General features: G+C 55.5%; 16 protein-coding genes and 1 other RNA gene. 4 read left to right on the top strand and 13 right to left on the bottom strand.

The features are described 5' to 3' along the window. Nucleotides 1–1,073 (bottom strand): hypothetical protein (locus PKY88_09310; GenBank protein ID HOQ05396.1); only part of this gene is annotated, 1,073 nt, incomplete at its 3' end. A 418-nt stretch (nt 1,074–1,491) separates the two neighbouring features. Here PKY88_09310 and PKY88_09305 point away from each other — a divergent pair. Together PKY88_09305 and PKY88_09300 are read left to right on the top strand one after the other, a co-directional pair. Next, nucleotides 1,492–2,844 carry a folylpolyglutamate synthase/dihydrofolate synthase family protein gene (locus tag PKY88_09305; protein HOQ05395.1) on the top strand — a complete coding sequence of 451 codons (1,353 nt, stop codon included), beginning with the start codon at nt 1,492–1,494 and terminating at the stop codon, nt 2,842–2,844. Between the two features lie 183 nt (nt 2,845–3,027). Continuing rightward, entirely contained in the window at nt 3,028–3,789 is a 762-nt protein-coding gene (locus PKY88_09300; protein ID HOQ05394.1) for a hypothetical protein, read from the top strand. Between the two features lie 62 nt (nt 3,790–3,851). Here PKY88_09300 and PKY88_09295 read toward each other — a convergent pair whose 3' ends face one another. The 12 genes from PKY88_09295 to PKY88_09240 form a co-directional block, all read right to left on the bottom strand. Beyond that, the gene (locus tag PKY88_09295; protein HOQ05393.1) at nt 3,852–4,853 is read right to left on the bottom strand and encodes a polyprenyl synthetase family protein; all 1,002 of its coding nucleotides are present in this window, start codon (nt 4,851–4,853) and stop codon (nt 3,852–3,854) included. Continuing rightward, nucleotides 4,840–5,697, bottom strand: a complete 858-nt coding sequence (gene ilvE / locus PKY88_09290; protein HOQ05392.1) for a branched-chain-amino-acid transaminase — start codon at nt 5,695–5,697, stop codon at nt 4,840–4,842. Before ilvE ends, PKY88_09295 begins: the two co-directional genes overlap by 14 nt. Before the next feature lie 17 nt (nt 5,698–5,714). Next, nucleotides 5,715–6,419 (bottom strand): ABC transporter ATP-binding protein, encoded by a 705-nt coding sequence (locus PKY88_09285; GenBank protein HOQ05391.1) that lies wholly within the window; start codon nt 6,417–6,419, stop codon nt 5,715–5,717. 26 nt (nt 6,420–6,445) lie between these two features. After that, entirely contained in the window at nt 6,446–7,798 is a 1,353-nt protein-coding gene (locus tag PKY88_09280) for an FtsX-like permease family protein (protein HOQ05390.1), read from the bottom strand. Between the two features lies 1 nt (nt 7,799). After that, nucleotides 7,800–9,149 (bottom strand): FtsX-like permease family protein, encoded by a 1,350-nt coding sequence (locus tag PKY88_09275; GenBank protein ID HOQ05389.1) that lies wholly within the window; start codon nt 9,147–9,149, stop codon nt 7,800–7,802. Nucleotides 9,150–9,184: 35 nt separating this feature from the next. Then, on the bottom strand, nt 9,185–10,666 hold the full coding sequence (lysS, locus tag PKY88_09270) for a lysine--tRNA ligase (GenBank protein HOQ05388.1): 1,482 nt from the start codon (nt 10,664–10,666) through the stop codon (nt 9,185–9,187). 15 nt (nt 10,667–10,681) lie between these two features. Next, entirely contained in the window at nt 10,682–13,003 is a 2,322-nt protein-coding gene (locus PKY88_09265) for a S41 family peptidase (GenBank protein ID HOQ05387.1), read from the bottom strand. A gap of 92 nt (nt 13,004–13,095) precedes the next feature. After that, nucleotides 13,096–14,040, bottom strand: coding sequence for a class II fructose-1,6-bisphosphate aldolase (gene fba, locus PKY88_09260; GenBank protein ID HOQ05386.1), 945 nt, complete (start codon nt 14,038–14,040; stop codon nt 13,096–13,098). 72 nt (nt 14,041–14,112) lie between these two features. Continuing rightward, nucleotides 14,113–17,115: a hypothetical protein gene (locus PKY88_09255; GenBank protein ID HOQ05385.1), complete on the bottom strand. Its 3,003-nt coding sequence runs from the start codon at nt 17,113–17,115 to the stop codon at nt 14,113–14,115. Between the two features lie 158 nt (nt 17,116–17,273). Next, complete coding sequence (locus tag PKY88_09250) at nt 17,274–18,038, bottom strand: S24 family peptidase (protein ID HOQ05384.1); 765 nt, start codon at nt 18,036–18,038, stop codon at nt 17,274–17,276. Nucleotides 18,039–18,109: 71 nt separating this feature from the next. Beyond that, nucleotides 18,110–18,727: RNase P RNA component class A (rnpB, locus tag PKY88_09245), an RNA gene on the bottom strand. 279 nt (nt 18,728–19,006) lie between these two features. Beyond that, complete coding sequence (locus PKY88_09240) at nt 19,007–20,326, bottom strand: lactate racemase domain-containing protein (GenBank protein HOQ05383.1); 1,320 nt, start codon at nt 20,324–20,326, stop codon at nt 19,007–19,009. A 108-nt stretch (nt 20,327–20,434) separates the two neighbouring features. On the opposite strand from PKY88_09240, the gene PKY88_09235 reads away from it, so the two are divergent. Continuing rightward, nucleotides 20,435–21,082: a TetR family transcriptional regulator gene (locus PKY88_09235; GenBank protein HOQ05382.1), complete on the top strand. Its 648-nt coding sequence runs from the start codon at nt 20,435–20,437 to the stop codon at nt 21,080–21,082. Next, nucleotides 21,079–22,545, top strand: a complete 1,467-nt coding sequence (locus PKY88_09230; protein ID HOQ05381.1) for an efflux transporter outer membrane subunit — start codon at nt 21,079–21,081, stop codon at nt 22,543–22,545. Before PKY88_09235 ends, PKY88_09230 begins: the two co-directional genes overlap by 4 nt. Nucleotides 22,546–22,570 lie beyond the last annotated feature (25 nt).

Genomic DNA, 22,570 nt, shown 5'->3' with positions numbered 1-22,570 from the left:
GCCTCGAATTTCGGCAGCAATGGTTCAATCTCCATTGGAAGCCGGCCGGCCAGGGCATCCGTAATTTCTTTGGCCTCCTGCGGATACGCCTGAGCGTACTTTGCAAAGAGGGCCTCGTACTCTTTTTGGAGACGGGCGCCTTTCTGTTTGGCCTGCCCCATATGAGCGGCGACTTCCTCCGGTACGACAAAGGTCTTCTCCGGGTCCCAGCCGGCGTTTTTCTTAATCAGCTTGCACTCTTCTACGCCCAGGGGGGCGCCGTGGGCGGTATGGGTGTCCTGGAAATTCGGGCTTCCGAAGCCGATATGCGAGCGGAATTTGATGAGTGTGGGTCTGCCGTTGGGTTTTTTGGCGATTTCGAGGACGCGGTCCAGCTCGGCGATGTTGTGGCCGTCGCCGCCGACGGTGTGGACATTCCAGCCGTAGGCCTCATACCGTTTGGCGACGTCTTCGGTGAAGGATAGATGCGTTTCGCCGTCGATGGTGATGCCGTTGTCATCGTAGATGACAATCAGGTTGTCCAGCCCCAGATGACCGGCCAGACTGGAAGCCTCGCCGCTGACGCCTTCCTGAAGGCAGCCGTCGCCGGCAATGACATAGATTTTATAGTCAAAAATCGGGAATCCTTCTTTGTTGTATCGTGCGGCCAGGTACTTTTGGGCAATGGCCATGCCGACACCGTTGGAGATGCCCTGGCCCAGCGGTCCGGTGGTGACTTCCACACCGGGGGTGTGTCCGTATTCCGGATGGCCGGGGGTCTTGCTGCCCCACTGACGGAACTGTTTCAGTTCGTCCAGCGGCAGGTCAAACCCGCACAAGTGAAGCAGGGCGTACAGGAGCATGCTGCCGTGTCCGGCCGAGAGGATGAAACGGTCGCGGTTGAGCCATTTCGGGTCGGCGGGATTAAACCGGAGGTGCCGCATCCAGAGTGCATAGGCAGCGGCGGCCATCCCCATCGGCATCCCGGGATGCCCGGAATTGGCAGCCTGAACTCCATCCATCGCCAGAAAACGGATGGTTTCTACACATTTCATATCCAGAGCCGAAAGACCTGTTGCATTCGCGTTCGCCATAAAAAACCTCAAAAAATAGAAAGATTTTATGAAACAGAATTGAAAAGTACCGTATTGTATTAAGTTAGGATGGTCGTTTCAAGCGTTTTTGCGGCTTAATTTTTTCGGAAGAAATCCAATAATACAATTAGTTATAGTAATCATATTATAAGTATTTCTTTTTTATCGTTTATGTTTGTTTCAAAAAACGACGAAGAAGGTGTTTTTGTAAGTTCTTATAAATAATTGATATATGATTAACTGTTTTCGGCATAGATTTGTTTTTGTTTGGTTTGCGGCATAATACAATTGACTTATTAAGTTTTTTCGAGTATTATCCTTTGCAATCATGACAACAACTAAAAGACTATCACGGACGACGCAGTCTAAGGCGAAAAAAACCACCTCCTCCGTTGCTGTCGAAAAAATCAAACGCACTGTGAGTGCGTTTCGGACTTACGAACAGGCGATGAAATACCTGTTCGATCGGACGGACTACGAGAGGCAGGAGCGGCTGCGCTATAATATCACCACGTTCAACCTTGACCGGATGAACAATCTTCTAAAGGGGCTTGGAAACCCCCACAAGAAGATAAGGTGTGTCCACATTGCAGGTACAAAGGGCAAGGGTTCTACGGCGACAATGCTGGCCAAAATGCTCGAGGCCAACGGCTACAAAGTTGGACTGTACACCTCTCCGCATGTAACGACGCTGCACGAGCGCATTGTCGTCAACTCGGAAATGATTTCGAAGAAGGCGATGCTGGACCTTCTCAATCGCGTGTATCCGGTTGTGGAAAAGATGGCCGAACGGCAGGATACGCCGACCTTTTTTGAGATCTTTACGGCCTTGGCCTTTCTGCATTTTGTGGAGGAAAAGGTTGATATTGCCGTTATTGAGACCGGCCTGGGCGGACGGCTGGACAGCACCAATGTGATTACACCGGAGGTTGTCGGCATTACGAGCATCAGTCTGGACCATATGAATCTGCTGGGGCCGACGATTGACTGTATTGCCCGCGAGAAGGCCGGTGTCATCAAGGAAGGCATTCCTGTCGTGACGGTTCCGCAGGACCCGCTGGCGATGCGGGTCATCAAGAAGCAGGCGCAGGCCCTGAAAGCCCCGCTGTGCGTGACGGGCAAGGATATTGATTTTTCGTATCGGTTTGAGTCGTCACGAGAGCATGGACCGCACAATCGAATCTGCCTGACGACGCCGTACAGCCGGTTTGAGCATTTGCGTGTGCCGCTGCCCGGAGAGCATCAGGTCATCAACTGCGGTCTGGCTTTGGCGATGCTGGATCAGCTCAAACAGCGCGGATTCCAGGTAGACGACAGCAAGGCCGTCGAGGGGCTCAGCAAGGTTTCGCTGATTGGGCGGATGGAAATGATTTGCAATGACCCGCGAATTCTGGTCGATGCGGCTCACAATGCCGCCAGCATTCGGGCCCTGATTCAGGCCATCGGTCAGCATATTCCGTATGATTCGATGATTATTATTTTCGGCTGCAACAACGACAAGGATGTTCGCGGGATGCTCACGCAGCTTCAGTATGGAGCCGACAAAGTCATCTTTACGCGAAGCAACAGCCCTAAGGCTGTCTATCCGCAGGAATTGGCGGACCTCTATACGGAGATCTGCGGCAAAATGTGCCAGACGGCGATGTCGCTGCGGGAGGCGGTGCGCATCGCCCGCAGTGTGGTCACGCGTGAAGATTTGATCTGCATCACGGGCAGTTTCTATTTAGTGGGACAGGCCAAAGAACAAATAGAAACCCGCCCACCCACCTAATATTCAACAAGCGGAGCGGGCAACTTTGCCTATTTTAACAAGGACGTGAAAGCATTTCTTTTTTTGTTTTTTTTATTGAAGGTTGCTGTGTTTCTGTTCATAATTGTCGGTCAGGAGCTTGCAATCTTCACAAGCAAAACGGAAAGGGAATTGTATTAGGGAGCAATGGAAAGGAACCGAATTATGAAGAAGATGATGGTTGTGTTGGTGTTGTGCGCGATGGCAGCAGCTGCCGGTGCACAGGAATGGACGACAACAGTGGATTTAAGCTACACCTCTCGGTACATCTGGCGCGGCTATGATATTCTGGATAATGCCGGCGCCTTCCAGCCCAGCATTGATTTCTCGCATGAGAGCGGACTGGGCGCCAGCGTCTGGATGTCTTATCCGGAGCGGGGCGGCTGGACCAATGACCTGTTGGACAGCCGTGTGAATCTGACCGAGTACGACTACACCGTTTACTATAAAGGCAAGGCCCTCGGCGGTGACTGCTGGGAAACCAATTACAAACTCGGCTGGCGGTATTTTGATTATATTGATACATACACAAAGGCCTGGGATAAGCAGGAAGTCTTTGTGGAAGCCGAGATGCCCAAGCTGACCGGCAATGAAGTCGTTCCGCACGTAGCGGTTTATCAGTTGTGGCCTGCCCGCAGCAAGTCAGACATCAAGGATGCTTCCGGCACGATTTATCTGATGGGCTTTAATTACAACCTTCCGACCGACCTGCCGCTGACGTTCTCGTGGGATCTGGTCTTTAATGACGGTGCGATGTATTCCGATCACGATTGGTCGCACATGGTCTGGGGCCTGAAGAGCCAGTTCAAGTGCCCGATGACCGGTGCCAAGATTGTACCGGCTGTCTATTTCCAGAATTCCTTCGAGGACACAGTCAACACAAGCGATGAGTACTGGGGCACGATTTCCTACAGCTTTGCGTTCTAAGCAAGCGCATCGTTTTCGGTTATTCAGGGCCGGGTGCTATGAACCCGGCCTTTTTTGTTGCTTTACCGAAGGAGAGGGCCGAGTCCTTCTGCAATCTCTTCGGCCAGTCGGCAGAGAGCGTCTTTAGCGGGGGAGTCTGCCAGCGGTTTCAAACAATCGCAGGCCTTTTTTTTGAGATGTTCGATCCGCCGTTTGACGTGAAGAAGGACGGGTGATTGTTTAATTTGTTTGGCGATTGTTTTATGTTTTTTCGGGTTGCCGAGAGAAACAACAGCCTGCTGTTTTTCTTTGTTCGAGAGGGTTTTGAGCCACAGGATAACCGGCAGGGTGGGCTTTTCCTCCGCCAGGTCGGTTCGGACGGTTTTTCCGGTTTTTCTTTCGGAGGAAAACAGGTCCATTGCATCATCCCGAATTTGGAACGCCATGCCGAGATAACGGCCGTATTTTGCGAGCGATTTGACCGATGTTTCGTCCGCTTCGGCCCATTGGGCGCCGAGCGTGCAGCTGAAGGCAAACAAAGCGGCCGTTTTGGATGCGATGATTTGCCGGTAGAGTTCTTCGGAGATTTGCCAGTCGCCGCGATGATAGTTTTGGAGCAGTTCCCCCTCACAGATTTGCTGAGCGGTTTGGAGAATCTGCTCGGAGATAACGGGCGGACGGAGCCTGGCGCCGAGGGCCAAAGCGCGGCTGAGCAGAAAATCGCCCAGCAGGACGGCCGCCGTATTGCCCCACAGGGCATTGGCGGACAGGCGTCCGCGGCGGAGAACCGCCCGGTCCACGACGTCGTCGTGAAGCAGGGTTGCGGTATGAATCAGTTCGACAATTGCCGCCAGGTCAATATGAATCGGCTTGGCTTGTCCGCAGGCCCTGGCGCTGAGCAGGAGCAGCCGAGGGCGGAGCATTTTTCCGGGATTTTCGGTCAGTTTTTTCAGCCGCTCGGCCAAAAACGGCTTATCCGTCAAGAGGGTTCGGCGAATTGTATCCTGAACACGCTGGAGGTCCGCCTGCACGGCCTGTTCAATCGACTCGAAGGCCGTTTGAGATGATGATTCAGGCGTGGGCATAGGCGTAGAACTTCTCGCGCAGTCTTCGCGTAATCGGCCCCGGCTTTCCGTCGCCAATGATGCGGCCGTCCATCTCTACAACGCCGATGACTTCCGCCGCTGTGCCGGTCAGAAAAAATTCGTCGGCCGTATAGAGGTCGAACCGAGTCAGATTTTTTTCGATAATGGGAATCCGTTCTTCCCGGGCCAATTTGATAATAACCCTTCGCGTAATGCCGTCCAGCGAACCGGCCTGCACGGGCGGAGTATAAAGCGTTCCCTCCGAAACAATGAAGATATTGTCGCCGGAGGCCTCGGCCACGTAGCCGTCATGGCTGTAGAGAATCGCTTCGGAAGCACCGGCATCGACGGCTTCGATTTTTGCAAAGATGTTGTTCAGATAGTTCAGGCTTTTCACCTGCGGCGGGATGCTCATCGGGTGATTGCGAATCGTCGGAACGCTGATGACTTTGAGCCCTTTTTCATACAGTTCCGCCGGATAGAGGCGGATTTTGTCGGCGATGATAATCACGCAGGCGCGTTTGCACAAAAAGGGATTCAGTCCCAGGTCGCCGACGCCTCGGGTCACAACCAAACGGATATAGCCGTCGGTAATCTGGTTGGCTCGGACGGTTTCCTCCACGGCCTTTTTGAGCGTCGGCAGGTCCATCGGGATTGTCAGGCGGATGACCTTGGCGGACTTGTAAAGGCGTTCAAGGTGGGCATCGTGTTCAAATATTTTTCCGCTGTAAACTCGAATCCCCTCAAAGACCCCGTCTCCATAGAGCAAACCATGGTCAAAAACGGAAATTTTTGCCTCCTCCTGATTGACTAATTTGTCATCCAGCCAGATTTTCAAACCCATGAGCAACTCCGAATGCATTATTTGATTTTCGGTTCCTCGACAATTCTGCCGTCCTCGAGGTGAACAATTTCTCCGGCCATTTCTGCAATCCGAAGGTCATGCGTGACCATGATAATGGTTTGCCCGCCTCGGTTAAGCTCATTTAGGACTTCTAATATACCCGAACCGGTTTTTGAGTCAAGGTTTCCGGTGGGTTCGTCAGCCAGCAGCAGGGCGGGTTTGTTTATCAGGGCCCGCGCGATGGCCACCCGCTGACGTTCTCCGCCGGACAGTTCAAAGGGCCGGTGTCGGAGGCGACCGCCCAGCCCAAAGCGCTCGAGCAAAACCGTTGCAGCCTCCTGAAGCTCCTTTTTTTTCTTCAAATATCCGGCTGAGCCGTTGGAAATCATGGCCGGAAGCAGGGTGTTTTCGAGGACATTAAGTTCATTGAGGAGGTGATAGAACTGGAATACGAAACCAACGGATTGGTTGCGGTATCGATTCAGCTGAGCGGCGGAAAGCCGACTGATGTCTTTTCCTTGAAATTCTACACTTCCGCTGTCCGGTTTATCCAGGGCACCGAGGATGTGAAGCAGTGTGCTTTTGCCGCTGCCGGAGGCGCCTACAATGGCAGTGAAGGAGCCGGTTTGAATCTTCAGCGAAACCCCTTTGAGGACGTGAAGGGTCTGCTTGCCCATCGGATAGGACTTGTGGATATTCTTTGCTTCGATGATTGTTTTCATTTTTGTTCCTGTGTTTGTTTGGGCGATTATACCTGGCTGACCCGAAGCACCTCCACAGTTTCTTTTTGGGCGGCCTGAACGGCCGGTATCAGTGCCCCCGTCAGACAAGCTGCGATGGCGGCCAGCCCGACACTCACCAGAAATCCCGGCTGAATCTGATTCGGAATCTGTCCAATGGCGTAGATGGTTCGGTCCCACAGTTGGAAATCAAAGTGTTCGAAAAGCCAGTTTTCAATGGGGTTAATGTACACAAGGAACAGGCAGCCGCCGGCCGCTCCCAATAGGGAGCCGAAAAGGCCGATGAGCGCGGCGAAATTGAGGAAAACCTGAGCGATTCTGACTTTTGACATTCCGACACTTTTGAGAATGCCGATGTCTTTGCTTTTGTGGCCGACCAGCATGTAAAAAATTACGAAGACAATAAAAACAGTGATGAGGCCGAGCATCAGGAAGAGCAGAATCAGCATGGTTTGTTCCTTTTCGATGGCGGCGATTCGGCTGCGGCGGTTTTCCAGCCAGCTTTGGACGCGTACCGCTTCGAGCAGATTGAAATAGGGATGATTCCGGCGGCTGTTCAGATATTCCGTCCATAGTTTCCGCACCTTTTCAACACCCTCTTGAAGACCTACGGAGGACTTGAAACGGATGTGAATGGAGCTGATGCGTGGGAAGGGACTGTCCATTCCGGTCAGCAGACGGGCCTCCTCCAGCGGCAGGTAAATCATACTGCCGTCAATCTGCGGGATGCCTGTGTGGCTGTCATCGGCCAGGTAATAGGTCTTGCTGTTGACCAGGTCTGTTCCGCCGCGTGCCATGGCCCCGCGGGGGGTCAGGGGGAAACTGCTGAGAATCAGCCGAATCGGCATCTGCTGGAGCGGGTGGAGATAGGTTCCCTGCGAGGTCCGGCTGATTCCGGCCAGGTCGATGCCGGCCACGCAGCCCGGCTCGTGCGGGGCATACGAAGGAACAAATGCCAGATGGGGCTGGTTTTTTCGATAGTACAGGGAGCGGCCGAATCCCGTGGCGGCACTGTGACGAACCGGGTCGATGCCGAGAAACTGGACGGCGATATTCCAGTCGGCTCCGGGCTGAGTAACCAGACCGACACCGAGAATCGCGGGAGACACCGCTTCGATAAAGGGCTGGGATTCGAGCAGGGTTAGCCAGTTGGGGTCATCCGGAAACCCAACCAGAGAATCTGTGGAGAGGATGCAGTCGCCGACGGCGAGGTGGTTTTTTTCCTTAAAGTCGAAGGCCAGACCGTTCATTACGGTCAGGACAACAACCACAATAAACGTGCAAAGGGCGACGGCCGCCACAGCCAGCCAGGAACTGGGACGGTTTCGGAAGTATCTGACAGCCAGTTTCCAAGCAAACATCTTATTCGTACCTCAACAGCCGGACCGGTTCAATCCAGGCTGCCCGGAAGGCCGGAATGAGCGCACCGATTACGGAAGCCGCTACTGCGGCCAGAAGAATCCAACCGGCGGCCGGCCAATCCACAGTGTTGGGAATCTGCGAAAACATATACACGCCTGCTTTCCAGATTTTCAGGCCGAACAGGCGGCTGATTTGATGTTCAATCGAATTGATATGGGAGATTATAAGCCAGCCGAGGAGGATGCCGAGAGCGGCTCCGGCAAATCCGTTGAGAAATCCGAAGGATAGAAACAGTCCGGCAATGTCGCCTCGGGAGGCCCCGCAGCTTTTGAGAATGGCAATGTCTTTTTGTTTGGTCATCACCAGCAGCGAAAAGATGCAGAAGACCAGCAGAATCACCGATAAGCTGACCAATCCGAAAATCAGCAGCAAGACCCCCATTTGTTTACGGTACTCGGCGATCAAACGGGCCTGAAGCCGGCGGGAGGTTTCAATGGAGGCAAATGGTCCCCATGCAAATCGGTCTTTGGCGAAATTATCCCAGATGCCCCGGACGATTGCCAAGCCCGCCTCTTCGGAAACGCCGGGGGCCAGCCGAATCTGAATGATATCCGCCGCCGGAGAGGGCAGGTCGGGATACAAAACGGCGGAGAGGGCTTCGATGGGGACAAAGACATTCTGTTCATCCAGGTCCCATACCCCGGTCTGCATCACATCGGTGCAGGTAAACCGCAGGACTCGCCGCCGGAACTGCCTTTGAGCCGGACCGGTCTGTTCGCCGGCGGGAGCGGATTGCAGCGAGCCGGTTGTCAGGGCCATTTTCTGACCGATGTAGCGTCGGACCTCGTCGAGGTTGTATTCATCGGTTTTTTCATCGGGCTGGGCGAGAACGCCGATGCCGACAAAGCCGCCGATTTCGCCGGTATTCTGCGGGTCGAAGGACGGGGCTGTTTGTCCTTTCTGAACCAGCAGCGTATCCTGCAGGGGGCTGACAGACAGCCGTTGGGGCAGCTGAATGCCCCAGACCCGCACGGGACGGACTTTGCCGGGGCCGGCCAGAAGCAGCCCGTGATTTTTCAGCACGGCTGCGGCCGCCTGAACGGCGGCGGGTTTTTGGAGGTCTTCAATCAGGGTCTGAAAGTCGGTAATCAGCTGTCCGGAGGGGGCCTCCAGGACAATATCGCCCAGATGGCGTGTTGTGCTGGTTTCGAGGGCGGCGATAAAGCCGGTAAACAGACTGGCGGTAATCAGCAGCAGGGCACAGCTGAGGGCCACGGCGGTGATGCTCAGCAGCATCATCCGGCGCCGACGAAGGTAGCGGCCGCATAAAAAAAAGGATACGTGTTTCACACAGACTGCTCCTGCGAATTCCAAAACTTCGACCGTCAGGAGGAAGCGTCCGTTTCCTCCGCACATTCCGGCAGCGGCCCGGCGGGAGCGGGCTTGAGCAGCGGAAAGAGGATGACATCGCGAATGCTCGGTGCATCCGTCAGCAGCATCACGAGCCGGTCGATGCCGATGCCCAATCCGCCGGCCGGCGGCATCCCGTACTTCAGAGCCGTGATAAAATCCTCATCCATTCGCGCCATGCTTTCATCGGCACTCAGCCCCCGCAGCTGCCGGCGGAAGTTGGCCTCCTGAACATCCGGGTCGTTCAGCTCTGTATAGGCGTTGGCCAGTTCCATCGTGCCGGCGTACAGCTCGAAGCGTTCGGCGTAGCGGGGGTCGGCCTTGCTGGTTCGGGTCAGCGGACACAGTTCCGCCGGATAATCGAGCACGAAGGTCGGATTAACCAGATTGGACTCCACGGCCGCTTCGAAGAGTTCATTAATGACGACGGCGTCTTCCATCTGGGTTTCGTCAATGCCCAGAGCGCGGGCTTTGGCACGGACGGCTGGAATATCGTCAATCCGGCAGCCCGCATATTCCTCCAGCAGGTCGCTGTATCGGGCCCGACGCCAGGGCCTGGCCCAGTTGACCTGCATCGAGCCGAACGGCAGAAGCGGTCCCTGACAGTGGGTCTCTATCAGAGAGCTGATGAGCGATTCGGTCAGGTCCATCATATCGCGGTAGTCCGCATAGGCCTGATAGAGCTCCATCATCGTAAACTCCGGGTTGTGCCGGGTGCTCAGGCCCTCGTTGCGGAAGTTTCGGTTGATTTCGAAAATCTTTTCCATACCTCCGACCAAGAGCCGTTTGAGGAACAGTTCGGGTGCGATGCGCAGATACAAATCGATGTCGAGTGCGTTGTGATGTGTAATGAAGGGACGTGCGGCGGCCCCGCCGGCAACGGCCTGCATCATCGGCGTTTCCACCTCGACGAAGCCCTGCTGATGAAGGAAGGCGCGGATGGAGGCCACCAGGGCACTGCGTTTCAGGAACCGCTGCATTGTCTCCGGATTGGCCCAGAGGTCCACATAGCGGCGGCGGTAGCGCAAGTCCACATCCGCCAGGCCGTGAAACTTTTCCGGCGGCGGCAGCAGGGCCTTGCTCAGCAGGGTCAGCTGCTCGACCCAGATGGTGATTTCGCCGGTTTTGGTTTTGCCCAACGCCCCTTCGGCTCCGACCAGGTCTCCCAGATCGATGCGTTTGACCAGTTCCCACTGTTCGGCCAGGAGCTGTTTGCTCAGCCCCAGCTGGATAGCTCCGCTGGAGTCCCGCAGGGTGATGAAAATCAGTTTGCCGATGTCGCGCAGGAGCACGATGCGTCCGGCGCAGCGGGCGCGCTGGCCTTCCTGTCCGTCGATATAGCGGTTTTTGACAGACTGAGCCGGTTCCGTGTTCGGGAAACGGCCGCCGTACGGGTCGATGCCCATTTGGCGAATCTGCTGACATTTCTCTCTTCGCTGCTGTTCGAGTTTGTTCATAGGGCTGTTTGTCCTTTACAAGACTTCATTCGGATCGACCGGCTGCTGCCAGAGATTCAAATCCGGCGGCTGAACCGCACAGCCCTGCTGGAGCAGTTTGGCCTGGACGATCAGCAGGGCGGCCGACAGCTGCGGGTCGGACAGCAGAGTTTCCTCAAGGGTGTAACGGCGTTCCTCTCCATTGTTGTGGAAGGCCTGCACGAGGATATCGTTTCTGCGCTGGATTTCGAGCATTCGGCGGATTTCGTGGCTGTACATTTCCACTTCGACATCCGGTGCGATGCCCCAGTCCTTGCGTCCGAGTTTTTCGATTTGATAGCGGTTTTTCACCGGCTGGTCGCTGGGCAGGTGATAATAGGCCACAGTGTATTTCAGCTGGGAGCCGCCGCCGGTAAAGGGCGTAACGACCTGAACGGAGCCCTTGCCGTAGCTGCGGGTGCCGACCAGCGTGGCCCGACGATATTTGGGGTCCTGAAGAGCGCCGGCGACAATCTCCGAGGCGCTGGCGCTGCCGCCGTTGATGAGAACGACCATCGGGTAGTTCGGATGGGTGCCTTTTTCGTGGGCCATCTCATAGGCGGCGAATCCGTGCCGGGGATTGCTTTTGACGATGATGCCTTTGCTGAGGAATAAGTCGGCCACTTCGGCGGCACTGTTCAGATACCCGCCGCTGTTATACCGCAAGTTCAGAATCAGGGCCTTCATTCCCTCTTTTTCCAGCTGAGTCAAAACCTGATCCAGTTCGTCGCGGGAGGTTTCCGAAAAGGAAGTAAGCCGCACGTAGCCGATGCGGTTGGCCTTGTCCACCCAGAAGTCCCACTGACCGTTTTCGGTCCGCTGCCAGCCGCGAATGGGCTGAACGACAATGCGGTCGCGGACAATGGTGTAGTCTTTGACTTCGCCGGTGGAAGGCCTCCGAATGGTGAGCGTAACTTTGGTGCCTTTGGGGCCGGTAATCTTGCTGACTGCGCAGAAAATCGTCATCTTTTCCGTCGGTTCGCCGTTGACGGCCAGAATCTCATCATACGCATCCAGGCCGGCCCGATAGGCGGGCGTATCCGGCAGCAGACTGACAATTGTCAGCACACCGGTGGCTTTGGAGATCTCCACGCCGATGCCGCTGAACTGCTGGGTGAGATTCTTTTCGAAATCCTTCACGTACCAGGGCCAGACCAGCTCTGTAAAGGGGTCCAGCGTCTGAAAGACGGCCTGAGAGAAGTGGGCAATGAGCACTTCCGGCGGGAGGTTCAGTGTGTTTTGATTGAGGTCGAGCAGGGACTCGAGCAGACCCTTGAGGTCGGCGGCCTGGAGGTCGGTTTTGTCCTTCATTTCCGTCTCGACGGCGTCCAGTTTTTCCAGGAACTGCCGGGCTGTTTGGGCGTCGGTGTGATAGGCGATTTCCGCGGAGGATTTTTCGAGGACCCGTGCCAGCAGGCGGCATCGCTGAAAGGCTTTCTGAATCATTTCCTTGTATTCGAGCGGCCGTACATAGTTGTTATCCAGCAGGTAGAGGGCTCGTTCAAACATCTCTGTCTTGATGTCCTCGTACCGTTTCTTGACGGTGTCATCGCAGGAGCCGTCTTTCAAAGACAGTTCAATCTCGAGCAGTTCGGAAAGTTCCTCGGCTTTGTTTCGGTATTCGGGATTGTCCTCATCCAAAGCCGTCAGCCAGTAATAGGCCCGGATATAGGCATCTGTCCAGCGTCCCTGTTCCTCATAGAGACGGGCCCGCTGAAGAGCGGCCTGGACGGCCTGCTGAATGAAGGGCTGCTGCAGCAGGGCCTGTTTTTCCTCGTCTGTAGCCAGGTCCCGCAGGCGGATGGCGGCCGCCAGCACTCCTTCCAGGCCGTTGGGGTCCGCATCCGGAACAGTTTCCGCCAGGTCTTCGTCCATTGACAGAGCCGGTTCTTCCGGTGCAGGGTTGGCTGCGGACATTTCCGTTTTCAGGGAATCGCCGAGATTTTTTTCCAGCTCTTTTAACCGCTCCTGCTGTTTGGCCCAGACTTGAAGACGAACATTTTGTCGGCGCTGCTGCATCTGCTCCCAATTGAGGAGGATCTGCCGGAAAGTCTCCAGAGTACCGTTTTCACCGGCGGCAGCTTCGAGGGTTTCCCGGGCGGCCGCCGGATTGCCGGTGCAGAAGAAGTCGATGGCCGATGCGGCTTTCAGAGATACCGGCAGGGAAACAGAGGCGGAGGATGTTTCGTTCGATTCCGATGAGTTTTTGGAGGGATAACCCGGGCTGTCCGGTTCACAGCCGAGCACCAGCCACAGGCCCATTATGATCAGGACCCACCGAATGACTGATTTTGCGTTCTTCTGATTTTTCAGATTCATAACAACGTACAGGTTCTTTCTTCATCAAGAAGCAGGACGGCCTGTGCCGTCCTGCCGAGTTGATTCTATGGTTTTCGAAAGCAAACCGAACTTTACAGGCATTCGGCGGCTTTGCCGGCGCAGCCGAGAACGTGCAGTTTGTGCTTGACCATCTGCTTGATGGCTTCCCGGCCCGGGCCCAGGTATTTGCGCGGGTCGAATTCGCCGGGTTTTTCCGCAAACACCTGGCGAATCTTGGCGGTCAGGGCCATCCGCAGGTCCGTATCGATATTGACCTTGCAGACCGCCATTTTGGCTGCGCGGCTGATGGCTTCCTCCGGCACGCCCATCGCATCGGGCATCTTGCCGCCGTATTTGTTAATCAGGTCTTTGAATTCCTTCAGCACGCTGCTGGCCCCGTGCATCACCAGCGGAAAGCCGGGCAGACGCCGCTGAATCTTTTCAATGACGTCAAAGGCGATTTTCGGCTCGCTTTTGAACTTGTATGCCCCATGGCTGGTTCCGACGGCCACCGCCAGCGAGTCGCAGCCGGTCTTTTCCACAAAGGTCTGCGCCTGAGCCGGGTCCGTCAGGTGAGCCGATACATCATCCACGCCGACCACATCTTCTTCGATGCCGCCCAGCTGGCCCAGCTCGGCCTCCACGACAACGCCGTGGGCATGGGCATACTTGACCACTTCCTTGGTAATGCGGACGTTTTCCTCAAACGGATGATGGGAGGCGTCAATCATCACCGAGGTAAAGCCGTCATCGACACACTGCTTGCAGATTTCAACCGTGTCGCCGTGGTCCAGATGCATGCAGATGGGGATATCCGGATTTTCCGCCACGGCCACATCGATAATCGCCTTCAGATAGCTCATCTTGGCGTATTCGCGGGCCCCCCGGGAAATCTGCAGAATCAGCGGGGCCTTTTCTTCGGCAATCGCGGCCACAATGCCCTGTGTGATTTCCATGTTGTTGACGTTGAACGCCCCGATGGCGTAGCCGTTTTTGTAGGCCATTTCAAACATTTTTTTGGTTGTGACTAAAGCCATAGCACTTCCTTTCTTCTTGCATTGACGTTCCTGAAAAACTGTATGCCGTCGGCTGCCGCGGATTTTGGGGGATTATTCCTCCCGCACCGGTTCGGTCATGCCCATATATCTTCGCCCAATCGCCAGCTCTCTGACTCCCTGCGGCCAGATGCTCATGGAGACAAGCCGGCGGTTCAGGGATTCATCCAGCGAAAAACTCAGCCCGTAAAACAGGCGGTGATAGCGGCGGATTAACGTCAATTCGCTTCGGACGGTTTTGCCGTAATCGAAGTTGTATTCCTGAGCCAGAATCGCTGTATAGCGGGTTCCCAGTGAATATGTCAGGGCTGCTACGAGGGAATGGGAACCCTCTTCGTGAATCCCTTCAGAAGGGATATCCACACGGACGGGCCGCAGATAGCGGCTGCCGAGATAATAGCTTAATTCCGGATAGACGTATCGATTCACGCCGACATCCACCTGCTGAATCTGTCCGCTGTCGATGTCGAAATTCTGGTCGCTGAGCACGGCCATTGTATCGCTGATTTTCCATTCTACGTCGCTCTGGAGAGTATTGCGTACAAGTCCGAAGAAGGGATTATTCCGTCGCGTCCGAAGCGGAATCGCGGAGTCGCTGAACAGAAAATCAGCCGGTCCGTACCGCCCCAGCGGATCGGTGTCCTCCTCCGCCGGATTCCTGACCCAGGTTGCATCCAAATCCCAGCGGAGCCAGTCCACGGTTTCCTGTCGGCCTTCGGGTCCCCGATGGGTCTGCCAGCGCTGGGCAAGGCCCAGGTTGTACATATTCCGCATTTCGACGGCGGGACTGTTGTCTTCATAAAAGACCGCTTCAAAGTGGGGTTTGACCAGATGTCGGATGCCGTTTAAGTCCCACAGGCGGCTCCGGACGGACGGGTTCGTCTTCCAGAACATCGTGGACATCCGCACGCCGTATTCACCCAAAACGGGTGTGTCCTCCGGCGCAACGGGTGTGCCGTCCAAATCCAGATTGAACTCATCGTGGTCCTCGAAGGCAAAGGTCGCCGCCGTGTAGGGAACGGTTTTCACGGTGCCCAGCATCAGCGGCCAGTCCACTTCATTGCGGGTGTAAGCCAGGGTGTAGAAATCTTCCTTTGTGGCCGGCGAAGCGAGGTCTTCATCGAACCGGTTGCGAAGCCGTCCGACCTGGGTATCGCTGTAGAATGTCAGACGATGATCCCAGAGGGACGCCCCTTTAAGGTGATATTCCACCGTCGGCAGTTCTTCGACCGTTGTTTCAAAATCGTTGATGCGGGTCTTACCGAGAATCGAGAAGGCCCAGTTGTCTTTCAGGCGTTTCAGGTGAACAAGGGTTTCCTGGGGCTTATTCGTATAATATTCTCCCCGATACATCCATTCCTGGAAATAGCGGTCGGACAGATATCCGACTTCGAGGGTCAGCTGCCAGTCTTCGGGCAGATAGGAGCGGTGCCGCCAGCTGAAGCGGCCGCGAATGTCTTCTTCCGGGTCGAGGTTGCGGCGGTCAGCACCTACACGTCCGAGGTCGTCGGTCCCCCGATAACTCATCACATACCCGAGCAGTTCTCCGAAGGAGTCGGGAAGCTGGTACTCGGATTCGATGCCTGCTCCGACCCCTCTGTCGCTGAAATAATCGAGGGCCAGTTCCGTATCCGTCCCTTCCGGCTGGGGTTTGCCGAGGAGATTTGCCAGATTCCATCGGGTTTCTACGGATGTGCCGAACTCATTATCGTTGCCCACACGAAGCCGACTGAGCGGAAAGACCGGACGGGCGAAATTTGTCTGAAGACCGGGCCATTTCCAAAGGGTTGTACGTCCGTATCGGAACGACACATCTTGGAAGTCTGCCTGCGGGTTCTCACCGGCGGCCTGCTGACGTTCTCGTTCTTCCAGCTGTTCGGTTGTCATCAAAACCATTCGGGCGGCGTGGACGGAGATTTGCGGCAGATAAAACTCACTGTCCGTCAGTTCGACATTTTCTCCCTCGAATGTAGTTTCATTGATTCGCCGCAGGGTTTCGGCCCGAATGTAAATCGGGATGGAGCGGGAGGGACTGAAGGTCCGCAGTTCAGCGTGGACCACTAAGGCCTGCCGGCGGAAGAAATCGTAATAGATTTCGTCGGCCCGGATGGTCATATCGCCTTCGGTCATCACGATATTGCCGGCCAGATAGACGCCTTCGATGGTTCCGGAGGCGATTTCGTTGCCGCCGGGACCCGGTCGGCTTTGGGTCAGCGAGTCGCCGGCATAATAAACCACAGCGCTGTCGGCCAGGAACTCCAGCAGCGTGCCTTCCTCGTCGCGTTTTTGCCACAGATAAAAGCGCCCGGAAATGGTGGCGGCTTTGCGGCCGTCCGGCAGGGTTCGGGTTTCGATTTCCGGGGCCGGTTCCCAAAGGGCGTTGATGTGAATCGGATAGGATACCGCGGGTTTGGACTCTGTTGGGGCGGCAGGCGGCTGAGCCAGACAGTTTTGGGCAGCGGCGGCTTTCTGGACGGCCGGAATGTGCGGAGACAGAAAACGGTCTTTCATCTGCGGCACATACGCTGTCAAAGGAGGTACGGGCCCCTGCCGAACTCGCCGGAATGTTTCCGTCGCTCGCGTGTAAAGCGGCTCACTCTCGAGGGATTCGGCTGGGAGGGTTTTTTCCTGACGGGCCGTTACGAAAACCTGTCCGGTTACCAGAAACCGAACCGCCAGCCGGTGTGCATTTTCTGCTATCGGCACGGAAAGAACCGTCATTTTGGAACGGCTCCCTTTTTTCAAAGAGACCCCGCCTTCCAGATACAGATGGACTTCGTAATACTGCCCTTCGGAAAGGCCGGATGTTTCCCCGCGCAACTGGAGCAGGGCCACGGCCCGCTCGGCGGAGAATTGATTGTCGCCGATTGTTCCTTCAACTCCCTCTTCGAGGAGCAGGCGGCTTTGTCCCTGGGAATCTGCTGCTGTTCGAACCATTCGGGAGGCGGACAGATGTAAATCCTGGCCTGCCGGGAACAGAGAGGTACTCTCTGCCAGGGCTGTTCCCGCCGCGGCGCCGAACAACCAGAAAAGCCATCCGATCCTTCGAATCTGCATGAGTTAAACCTTTCCGGAAGCAAACCAGACTCTCTGTATCTTTTCCGTGGAGAACAATCGGCTCTTCAAACCTGGAGATTATATCGATTCAGCGGGTCAATTCCATACAAAAAAGCGAATAATCGAGAGGTTTCGGCGGGGGAGAGGGGCTTTGTTTTTTACAGTCGTCTGTATTGGATAACCGCCCGATAGAGCCCGTTAAGCCGGGCGGTCCTGATGATTTGCGGAGGATACTTTTCATTGCGGGGCTGGAGGCGAATCTCGTCTTTGGAATCAAAAAAGACCCGCTTGAAGGTGGTCTCATAGGGGTTTTGGAGGCGGATTAGGCAATCCGCCCCGCTTTGGACCGGTGCGGCCGGGGAAAAAATCACGATATCGCCCTGACGAAACTCCGGCTCCATCGAATCGCCGACCACCCGCAGGGCAAAGGCGTTCGGGTCGTGCAGGTCCGGAGCCAGGACATAGTCATCGGCCACCCCGGCCGGATAGCCGAGGTCGTCAAAATCGTTCGGGTAGCCGGCAGCTACTTTGTTGATGACAGGTATCCAGTTTCCAGGAGTGCGGTTCAGAGCATCCGGGTCCCCCTGACGGAATAATTTGTGCAATTCCGAGATGCTTTGCCGTCGGGTGAGGATGTTTTGGATGAGCGTTCTGTACTTGCGGTTTTCGGCGCTGAGGGTCTCAAATTCCCTGCGGATATCAGCAGGGATTTTCTCTTTATGGGCCAGATGCAGGAGATAACCGCTCTTGAACCGGAGAATTTTTTCGAGTTTGCAAATCAATTCATCCGACGGCGGGTTTTTGACTCGTCCGGTCTCGATGGTGGAAAGGTAGGGCTTGGAAAAGCCGGTCTTGGCGGCCACTTCATCTAAGGTCAGCCGGAGTTCCTTGCGCTTTTGACGGATGACTTGTCCGAAGGTCATACGGCCAGTTTAACAACTGTTTGTAAAACAATCAAAGAATATTTGATAAATATCTAACAAGGGAAAGATAAAAAATGAGTGGGTCTGTAAGCCGAGTTCTGTTCCCCGCACCTACTTGAAAAGCCGAACGGGTTCTGTCTTGAAAGATTGAAGTCGTCCAAATCAAAACCCTCTGTTCTTCAAGTAGGTGCGGGGCGGCGGTTATTACACTGGACCGATTGTTGCCAATCGGCTCTGCCGGAAGGTTTCCCCTCCGGCAAGCAACCTACCCGCCGGAATTGCCCGGGCCAGGCTCCGGCATACTTGGTTTTGCAGGCGGCGGGGTTTGCCGTGCCGCTGCCGTTGCCGACAGCGCGGTGCGCTCTTACCGCACCTTTTCACCATTGCCTGTACCCCGCATCTACTTGGAGGGTAGTCCGTTTCTTCCGCTAAAGGGTTGAAGCACCCGCTGCAAGAGATACCAAACACTCCAAGTAGGTGCGGGGCCATCGGCTGTGTGTTTTCTGTGGCACTTTCCCTCGGGTTGCCCCGGGCGGCCGTTAGCCGTCGCCGTGCCCTGTCCTGCTCGGACTTTCCTCCCCGCACCTACTTGGAGCGTAATCCGGTTTTTCTGCGGAGGGGTTGAACCATCCGCTGCAAGAGACTTCAAACACTCCAAGTAGGTGCGGGGCAACCGCCCGACCCACTCTTCTTTTATTATACGAAAAAAATTCTTTCGAGAGCAACGATTCAAAAATTATTTCTATTTCCGGGAAACAAAGCGGCGAAAATAACCTGATTGTCTGAAACGGTTTACAATAAAGGATATAATACGCCTTGTAATCTCTGAAAATATTTTCGTTTTTCACGTCTTTTTAATTTTGTCTTGGTTAACATTTTGGATATAATAGTTGCTAAGTTAGGAGAAGGAGGGTAATCCCTTCGGGACTATCCTCCTTAACTTTTGCGCGTTTTTCGGACTGAACATCTCATTCCGCCGTTGACCCCTGTTTTTCAGTTTTGGGGCGAATGGCCAGTTTGTTGGCTCCATCCACAAACAGGATTTTGACCAGCGGGTTTTCTTCAATCCATTCGTTGACCAGAGACTGGGGGTTTTTCACGGCCGTTAAATGAATCTTTTTCACCAGCGGCTCCTCGAGCTGGGTGTAGATATAAAACCTGCTCAGACGACGCAGCAGCTGGGCAAACCGGTAGGGCTTGTGGCTGTACAGTTTGTACTGCGCCGGTTTTTCGCGGAGGATTTGTTCAATCGGCTCGGTCAGCTTCAGATAAAAATCCCTGTAGGCAATCTGCGGACAGATGCCGTTGGTACAGGCCGCCAGAAACAGGATTTGCCCCCCGTCGAGCACGACCCGATGGGTCAGCTCCAGCGCCCGCTGGGCGATATACAAATCGCTGTCGTCCGGATGTCCGCCGCAGGAGATGACCATTCGCTCCACGCGCGGAAGGGTATATTCCGTATGTTCATCCACGGCGAAGAAGGCCTGCGGGGTGACCTCCTGAGCCGGTCCGAACCGGGCCCAGTACAGTTTGCTTTTGTCGCTGATGGTCACGACAGCCCAAACGGCTCGCCCCCGAACAATTTTTTCCATTGCCTCCAGCTGATCCGCCGCCAGCGGCTGAAGTCGGCGGGCCGGGTTCGGATGCCAGGGATGCGCGCCGGAAATCGAGCGGCTGTCAAAGGTCAGACTGTGATTGACCTGAGCGGTTTGGAAAGCGCAGGCGCCCGGCACAAAGTTTTTGACGGGGTTGGAGTAGCCCGCAAAGTAGTGAAATTTGACATCGCTGAAGACAAGAAACACATCCGCATTGTCCAGAACGGCGTTGTAAAGGATCGGCGTGCCGTATTTTGTTCTGCCCGCATCCGACATCCGGGACGTCTGGCAGTCGTGGAGGACGGTTTCATACGAAAAGATTCCCGCCTGCCGCACCAGCTGCACAATTTTTTCGAGGATGGCTTTGTTTTCCGGTGTTTGGGCGGTGTGGGTGCCGGTGCAAATCAGGAAGGACAGCTGTTCGGCGCCTTTCAGCAGCCCAAAGACCGGCGGCAGGACCGCATTCCACGGAAAATCTCTTGTCCCGTCCGGCAGCAGCACACAAAGACGCTTTCCCTGAATCTGCTGAACAAACTGCCGGGCCTGCGGGCGGGCAGACAGATTTACGAGGGAATCCTGCGGGTGAGCATCCGCCATCGGTCTGGGCCGAATCCAGCCGGCCAGATTTTCCGAAGGCAGGTAGAGTTTCATCTGTTCCCGGCCGTAGTGAAGCGACACTTCCATACAGCTCATTGTACGCGCTGCTTCGATGGAAACAAGGCTTCAAAAAAAATCGAAAAAGAAACTTGACACGATTGAAACATATGTTTAATATGTTCGTTTTAAACAAACGTTTGATTTATGGAAAATACCGATAATAACCCTGAAATCAGTTCAGATACTCGAAATCGGCTTCTCGATGCTGCGGAAAAGCTCTTTTGCCAGCGGGGGTTCGAGGGAACGTCGGTTCGGGACATCACCGCCGAAGCCGGCTGCAACATCGCCGCGGTAAATTACTATTTCGGAAGCAAGGAAAAACTTTACGAAGAGATGTTTCACAGGCGGCTTTCGGAAAAGATTCAGGGTCACATGAAAACCATCGAGCGGGTTTGCGGCCGGTCCGATGCGACGATTGAAGACCTGCTGCGCGAACTGGTGCGTCCGACGATGGAATCGGCTTTGCGGGGGGATACCTGGTCGCGTGTGGCGCGGTTTCTGGTTCGGGAGGCCCTTCATCGACGTTTTGATCGGGACAAAATCGCCGCGGAACTGATTGACAAATTTTTTGAGCGGCTGGCGGCGGCATTTCAGCAGCTGCTTCCGGGGCTTGAGAAGCGGGCGGCGTGGCGGGCGGTCCTGACATTCGAATCGCTCGTGATGCACCCGATTTTGTTTTTTGAGATGTATGACCTGGTGCTGCCGGGCTTTACGGTAGAGGAAATTACCGAGCAGATCGTTCGGGTTGGAGCAGCCGGGCTTCGGAGTTGTTTGAAAGGAACAGCGGAATGATGAACGCATCTGTCAGAGGATTTCTTGTTTTGCTGCCGATGGGGATGATTTTTACGGCGGGTTGTAGGGTGGGGCCGGATTATCAGCCGCCGAAGCCGCAGATGCCTGCGGCCTGGAGCCGGCTGGAGGATGCCTCCGCCCCGTCGCCGGACCTCTTCAAACACTGGTGGACGGTGCTGGACGACCCTGTGCTGGAAGGACTGATTCAGCAGGCCCTTGAAAGCAATCTGTCCCTGCAGGAGTCTTATTTCCGCATTCAGGAGGCGCGGGCCCTGCGCGATGCCGCCGCCGGCGGACGGTATCCGTCTGTAGGCGCTTCAGGTTCCTATACGCGCAGCCGACAGAGTGAAAATACTGCGTTTGCATACGGCGGGGGCACGGAAATCAGTACCTATTCGGCAAGTCTGGATGCCCTCTGGGAGCTGGATTTGTTCGGACAAATCCGACGTTCCGTCGAAGCGGCGCAGGCATCCCTGGAGGCGACGGTCGAATCCGAAAGGGCGGTGCGGGTGAGTTTGTGTGCAGAGGTCGCGTCAGTTTATGTGGAGCTGCGCACAACTCAGCTGCGGCTTCGCTATGCCCTGCAGAATCTTCAAACGCAGCAGGAAACGCTTCGTCTGACCTACAGTCGTTTTGACGCCGGACTGGCCCCGGAACTGGATGTGGCGCAGGCCCGTCAGAATCTGGCGAACACAGAAGCCCAGATTCCGCTTCTTCGGCTGGCCGAACAGCAGGCGATCCATCGGCTGGCGGTGCTTCTGGGGCGTTTTCCGCGGGATTTTGAGATTGGAGCCGCACGTGCCGATTTAATTCCGACACCCTCAGAAGGAGGCATTCCTCCCACGGTGCCGGCGGATTTGCTTCGCCAGCGTCCGGATATCCGGCGGGCTGAGCGTCAGCTGGCGGCCCAAAGCGCCCGCATCGGAATCGCCGCCGCGCAGCTGTATCCGTCATTGTCTCTGTCCGGGGTGTTCGGGCTGTCGTCGGAGCATTTTTCCGATTTGGGCCGCTGGTCCAGCCGGACGTTTTCCTTCGGCCCCAGACTGGATTGGAATCTGTTTGCGGGCGGGCGGCTTCGCCGTCTTGTGGAGGCCGAAAAGGCGCGGTTTGAGCAGCTGTATTCGGCTTACGAACAGACGGTTCTGGCCGCCGTCGAAGAGGTCGAAAACGCCATAGCGGCTTATGCCCGCCATCAAGAGCGTCTGGGGGCTCTCCGGCGTTCCGCGGCGGCCGCAGAAGATGCCGTTCGGCTGGTAGAAGCCCTGTATCGAAACGGGCTGACGGATTTTCAGAATGTACTGGATGCCCAGCGGACGCTGTATGCCCAGCAGGATTCTCTGGCCGCCGGCGAAGGGGCCGTGGTGCTGGACTTGATTCGGCTCTACAAAGCTCTCGGCGGCGGATGGGACCCGTCTCAGGAACAAAATCTTCCTTCCTCCGCAGAATCTCAGAAACAATCCTAACTGGTTTTGAGGGGACTTTCGAAAG

The sequence above is a fragment of the Anaerohalosphaeraceae bacterium genome (genome assembly GCA_035378985.1).
Taxonomy (GTDB): domain Bacteria; phylum Planctomycetota; class Phycisphaerae; order Sedimentisphaerales; family Anaerohalosphaeraceae; genus JAHDQI01.
The sequence above is the reverse complement of the archived record's forward strand: the minus strand, read 5'-3'. Positions and strand labels throughout refer to the sequence as shown.

Excerpts from the sequence above, each read along its gene's own strand:
- PKY88_09300 (HOQ05394.1), top strand. The coding sequence starts at position 3,028 with ATGAAGAAGATGATGGTTGTGTTGGTGTTGTGCGCGATGGCAGCAGCT.
- PKY88_09295 (HOQ05393.1), bottom strand. The coding sequence starts at position 4,853 with ATGCCCACGCCTGAATCATCATCTCAAACGGCCTTCGAGTCGATTGAA.
- ilvE (HOQ05392.1), bottom strand. The coding sequence starts at position 5,697 with ATGGGTTTGAAAATCTGGCTGGATGACAAATTAGTCAATCAGGAGGAG.
- PKY88_09285 (HOQ05391.1), bottom strand. The coding sequence starts at position 6,419 with ATGAAAACAATCATCGAAGCAAAGAATATCCACAAGTCCTATCCGATG.
- PKY88_09280 (HOQ05390.1), bottom strand. The coding sequence starts at position 7,798 with ATGTTTGCTTGGAAACTGGCTGTCAGATACTTCCGAAACCGTCCCAGT.
- lysS (HOQ05388.1), bottom strand. The coding sequence starts at position 10,666 with ATGAACAAACTCGAACAGCAGCGAAGAGAGAAATGTCAGCAGATTCGC.
- PKY88_09265 (HOQ05387.1), bottom strand. The coding sequence starts at position 13,003 with ATGAATCTGAAAAATCAGAAGAACGCAAAATCAGTCATTCGGTGGGTC.
- fba (HOQ05386.1), bottom strand. The coding sequence starts at position 14,040 with ATGGCTTTAGTCACAACCAAAAAAATGTTTGAAATGGCCTACAAAAAC.
- PKY88_09255 (HOQ05385.1), bottom strand. The coding sequence starts at position 17,115 with ATGCAGATTCGAAGGATCGGATGGCTTTTCTGGTTGTTCGGCGCCGCG.
- PKY88_09250 (HOQ05384.1), bottom strand. The coding sequence starts at position 18,038 with ATGACCTTCGGACAAGTCATCCGTCAAAAGCGCAAGGAACTCCGGCTG.
- PKY88_09240 (HOQ05383.1), bottom strand. The coding sequence starts at position 20,326 with ATGAGCTGTATGGAAGTGTCGCTTCACTACGGCCGGGAACAGATGAAA.
- PKY88_09235 (HOQ05382.1), top strand. The coding sequence starts at position 20,435 with ATGGAAAATACCGATAATAACCCTGAAATCAGTTCAGATACTCGAAAT.
- PKY88_09230 (HOQ05381.1), top strand. The coding sequence starts at position 21,079 with ATGATGAACGCATCTGTCAGAGGATTTCTTGTTTTGCTGCCGATGGGG.